This window comes from Leisingera sp. (assembly GCF_034669605.1).
Taxonomy (GTDB): domain Bacteria; phylum Pseudomonadota; class Alphaproteobacteria; order Rhodobacterales; family Rhodobacteraceae; genus Leisingera.
Window position 1 is genome coordinate 1 of sequence record NZ_JAXMOX010000278.1, and the last position, 4778, is coordinate 4778.

Below are 4778 nucleotides of genomic sequence, written 5' to 3' on the forward strand. Positions count from 1 at the left end.
CGCGCTGGGGGTCGCCTTTCAGATCGCCGATGACCTTTTGGACTATCAGGGCGACAGCAAGGCCACCGGCAAGAACGTCGGTGACGATTTCCGCGAGCGCAAACTGACCTTGCCGGTGATCAAGGCAGTGGCGCAGGCGACGGAGGAAGAGCGCGCGTTTTGGACCCGCACCATCGAGAAGGGCCGCCAGCAGGACGGCGATCTGGAGCAGGCGCTGGCGCTGATGGCGAAATACGGCACCCTTGAGGCGACGCGGCAGGATGCCCTTGGCTGGGCCGCCAAGGCGCGGACGGCGCTGGAGGTGCTGCCCGGTCACGAGATCCGCAGCATGCTGAGCGATCTTGCCGATTACGTAGTGGCGCGCTTGAACTGAGCGGGGCATGGGGGCGCTGCCCCCTCGGCCTTCCGGCCTCACCCCCGGAGTATTTTTGCAAAGGTGAATGGGCAAGCTGGCGGCGCGCCTTGCGCGGGCACGGCGCCAGGCCCAATGGCGGGAAAGTATCTTTGATGCGCTGTCCCGCGGGCGGGATATCCCTGTTTCCAGCGGGGTGCTTCAGGTCAAAGTGACGGCGCTGCACCACCACTCGGGATGCTCGGCCCCGATTTCATAGGCCGCCATATGGGCGGCCTTTTTTGTGGGGTAGAGCGCAAAGCAGGTGGCGCCGGACCCGGACATGCGGGCCATCAGCGCATTTCGGCTGCTGCGCAAATCGGACAGGGTCCGGTCGATCACCGGGGCCAGCGCGCAGGCCGGGGTTTCAAGATCATTGCGCTGCTCCTGCAGCCACGCGGCGCAGTCTTGGGCATCGGTGAATGCGGGGATGTCCTGCGGCATCGGCGGGTTGTCACGGCAGGCAAGCGCCGAAAACACCGGGCCTGTCGGGACATGCGCGCCGGGATTGACCAGCAGCGCGTGCAGCTCCGGCAGCTCCGCAGGAGCCACCTGTTCGCCGATCCCCTGCATCCGGGCTGCGCGGGCTTTCATGCAGACCGGCACGTCGGCGCCGAGCGACAGCGGCAGAGCCTCGGGGATATTGCGTGCCTCCGCCGCCACTGCGCGCAGGACCGCAGCCGCGTCCGAGGAGCCGCCGCCGATGCCCGCGCCATGCGGCAGCTGCTTGGAGAGGCGGATGCGTCCGGTCCAGCCCGCCCCGGCGGCGGCTTTCCAGACCAGGTTCCGCTGATCTGCCGGCACGCCTTCGGCGAACAGGCCGGAAACCTCCAGCGCCAGCTCAGGGCCGGGCTCAAGCTGCAGCCGGTCGCCGGTATCAGCAAAGACCACCAGCGAATCCAGCAGGTGATAGCCGTCAGCGCGGCGGCCGGTCACATGCAGGGTCAGATTGATCTTGGCCGCCGCAAAGACCTCAACCGCCATTGGCGACCTTCAGGGGCTTGGCGCCTTCCTCGGCCAGCACGGCGTCCAGCCCGACCTCCAGCTTGCGGCGGATGCGTTCGGGATCGGCCTCGCCATCGGTGTCTTCGGGTTTGATGAAGGACAGCGCCCGCTTCCACTGGAACTCAGCCTCGCGCGCGCGGCCGACGGCCCAGTAGACGTCGCCGAGGTGATCGTTGACCACCGGATCCACCGGCATCAGTTCCACTGCGCGCTCCATATGGGCGACCGCCTCGTCAAACTGGCCCATGCGGTAGAGCACCCAGCCCAGGCTGTCGACGATAAAGCCGGAATCGGGCCGTGCCGCGACGGCGCGTTCGATCAGATCCAGTGCCTCGTCCAGCTTGCTGCTTTTTTCGACCAGCGAGTAGCCCAGGTAGTTCAGCACCTGCGGCCGGTCCGGGTCCAGGTCCAGCGAGGCGCGGAAATCGGATTCGGCCTGCGCCCATTGGTCCAGCCTTTCGTGGCAGATGCCGCGGGCATAATACAGGAACCAGCGGGTGCCCGAGCCTTCGGATGTGTTGGCCAATGCCTTGTCATAGGCGCTGGCAGCGCCGGCATAGTCTTCCTGCTGACGCAGCAGATCGCCCAGGCTGACATAGACGCTGGGCTGTTTCGGGAAGTCCCGCGCCAGCTGTTCCAGAACCTCGATGGCCGCGTCCGGCTTGGCGGCGCGGCGCAGTGCCTCGGCGCGGCCCATTTCCGCGGCATGGTAATCGGGGTGGCTGACGGGCACCTGTTTGTAGGTGGCCACTGACAATTCATACCGGCCCAGCTGATCCAGCAGCCCGGCGCTCAGCAAGATTGCGTCCACATGATCGGGGCGCAAGGAGGCCGCCATGCGGGCATACATCAGCACATAATCATTGGCGGTGTCGCCATTCAGGGCCGCACCAAGGGTAAAGAACACTTCGGCGACCCCCTCCAGCGGGCTGGGGGCGATGGTGTAGGAAAGCGTTTCACCGGCGGCGAGCTGCGCATCCATGGCTTCCAGGCCGGGGTCCAGGCGGCTGCCGAAGGCCGCTTTCAGCGCCTCGCGGGCGTCGTCATGGCGGCCCAGCTGCGACAGGATCTGCACCCGCGCGACCGCCGCGCGGCGGCTGAGGGTGGCCAGGCGCCCGTCCTCGGCGGCAAACAGCTCTTCGGCGCCGCCGTAATCCCCGGCAGAGGCCAGCGCCAGCGCCCGGTGATAGACCACAAAGGGGCGCAGGCTGCCATCCTGGGCCAGCTGATCAAAGCTTTTGAGCGCATTGGAGACGGAGCCGGTGCCGATATGCGCCCAGCCTTCCAGCAAGCCGTCCACCAGCGGGTGGATCGCCGCCTGTTCGGCGTCGCGGTCCAGGATCGCCTGGAAATCACCCGCCGCCGCATGGCTGCCTGCAATGATGATATTGGCCACCTGGCTGCGGGCGCCGGTTTGCAGCAGCCGCTGCGCCACCGGCACTGCCAGTTCGGCCTTGCCCATGGCGAGCTGCGCAAAGATCACGTTTTCCATCAGCAGCGGGTTCTGCGGATCGCGGGCCAGTGCCTGGGTATAATACAGCGCCGCCGCGGCAAAATCGCTGTCATAGGTTGCCGCCCGTCCCGCCAGATAAGCGCCGGCCAGCCCGTCCGCCTGCGCGGCAGGCGCGGAGACGGCCGCCAGGGCCGCACAGGACAGGGTGCGAAGAATGGATACGGGCACGCGGGACCCCTTTACGATTTACTGCTCTTGCTCTTCTATGAAAGCGTAGTGCGCTGCCCGTCAACACGCAATGGGGCGGCCCGAGGACCGCCCCATAAATTCCGGCAAAACCGCGCCGGAAAGCTCAATTTCCGATCACATATTCGGGTAATTCGGGCCGTCGCCGCCCTGCGGCGTGGTCCAGGTGATGTTCTGGGACGGGTCCTTGATGTCGCAGGTCTTGCAGTGAACGCAGTTCTGGAAGTTGATCACAAACTCCGGCTGGCCGTCTTTTTCCACCACCTCGTAGACGCCGGCCGGGCAGTAGCGCTGCGCCGGTTCGGCGAATTTCGGCAGGTTGATCTGGACCGGAGTGTCCTGATTGCCCAGGCGCAGGTGGCAGGGCTGGCTTTCCTCGTGGTTGGTCATCGAGAAGCTGACGTTGGTCAGCCGGTCGAAGGACAGCACCCCGTCGGGCTTGGGGTAATCGATGGGCTTGTGCTTGGAGGCTTCCTCGGTCGCTTCGGCGTCGTTCTTGCCGTGGCCCAGAGTGCCGAACAGCGAGAAGCCGAGCAGGTTGTTGGTCCACATGTCCAGCCCGCCAAAGGCCAGCGAGGCGGTGAGCCCCCATTTGGACCACATCGGTTTCACGTTGCGGACCATCTTCAGGTCCTTGCCGATGGCGCCGCCGCGCACGTCGGACTCATAGGCGGTCAGCTCATCGCCCGAACGCTCGGCCTTGATCGCATCGAATGCGGCTTCGGCGGCTGCTTTGCCAGACAGCATCGCATTGTGATTGCCCTTGATGCGCGGCACGTTGACCATGCCTGCCGAGCAGCCCAGCAGCGCCACGCCGGGGGCCACCAGTTTCGGCATCGACTGCCAGCCGCCTTCGGTGATGGCACGGGCGCCGTAGGCGACGCGTTTGCCGCCCTTCAGCAGCTCGGCAACCACCGGGTGATGCTTGAACCGCTGGAATTCCATATAGGGGAACAGATGCGGGTTCTTGTAGTTCAGGTGCACCACGAAGCCGACGTAAACTTGGTTGTTGTCCAGGTGGTAGATGAACGAGCCGCCGCCCGCGTTCTTGCCCAGCGGCCAGCCCATGGTGTGGGTGACGGTGCCTTCCTTGTGCTTGGCGGGGTCGATCTCCCAGATCTCTTTCATGCCGAGCCCGTATTTCTGCGGCTCCTTGCCGTCGGACAGGCCGTATTTGGCGATCACCTCTTTGGACAGCGAGCCGCGCACGCCCTCGCCGAGGAAGACATATTTGCCGTGCAGCTCCATGCCCGGTTCATAAGACGGCCCCGGTGTGCCGTCGGGGTTGCGGCCGAACTCGCCGGCCACCACGCCCTTCACTTCGCCGCCCGCGCCATAGACCAGCTCGGAACAGGCCATGCCGGGGAAGATTTCGACGCCCAGCTCCTCGGCCTGCTCCGCCATCCAGCGGCAGACGTTGCCCATCGAGACGATGTAGTTGCCGTGGTTGTTCATCAAGGGCGGCATCGGGAAGTTGGGGATGCGGACATGGCCGGCTTCGCCCAGCATCAGGAAGTTGTCTTCCTTGACTTCGACGTTCAGCGGCGCGCCTTTTTCCTTCCAGTCCGGCATCAGCGCATTCAGGCCGCAGGGGTCCAGTACCGCCCCCGACAGAATATGCGCGCCCACTTCCGAGCCTTTTTCCAGGACAACGACCTGCAGGTCGGCGTCCAGCTGTTTCAG

4 protein-coding genes are annotated in these 4778 nt (G+C 65.5%); 1 reads left to right on the forward strand and 3 read right to left on the reverse strand.

Going from position 1 to position 4778, the window contains the following annotated elements; all coding sequences use genetic code 11:
• Positions 1–373 (forward strand): polyprenyl synthetase family protein (locus VOI29_RS22620; protein ID WP_323783902.1); only part of this gene is annotated, 373 nt, incomplete at its 5' end.
• A gap of 180 nt (positions 374–553) precedes the next feature.
• Here the strand turns inward: VOI29_RS22620 and VOI29_RS22625 are convergent.
• From VOI29_RS22625 to VOI29_RS22635, 3 genes are all read right to left on the reverse strand, one after another.
• Positions 554–1375 carry a 4-(cytidine 5'-diphospho)-2-C-methyl-D-erythritol kinase gene (locus VOI29_RS22625; RefSeq protein WP_323783903.1) on the reverse strand — a complete coding sequence of 274 codons (822 nt, stop codon included), beginning with the start codon at positions 1373–1375 and terminating at the stop codon, positions 554–556.
• On the reverse strand, positions 1365–3077 hold the full coding sequence (locus VOI29_RS22630; protein WP_323783905.1) for a tetratricopeptide repeat protein: 1713 nt from the start codon (positions 3075–3077) through the stop codon (positions 1365–1367). The genes VOI29_RS22625 and VOI29_RS22630 overlap by 11 nt, the downstream gene beginning before the upstream one ends.
• A gap of 135 nt (positions 3078–3212) precedes the next feature.
• The coding region (locus tag VOI29_RS22635; RefSeq protein WP_323783907.1) for an electron transfer flavoprotein-ubiquinone oxidoreductase at positions 3213–4778 on the reverse strand (1566 nt) is incomplete at its 5' end.

Excerpts from the sequence above, each read along its gene's own strand:
- VOI29_RS22625 (WP_323783903.1), bottom strand. The coding sequence starts at position 1,375 with ATGGCGGTTGAGGTCTTTGCGGCGGCCAAGATCAATCTGACCCTGCAT.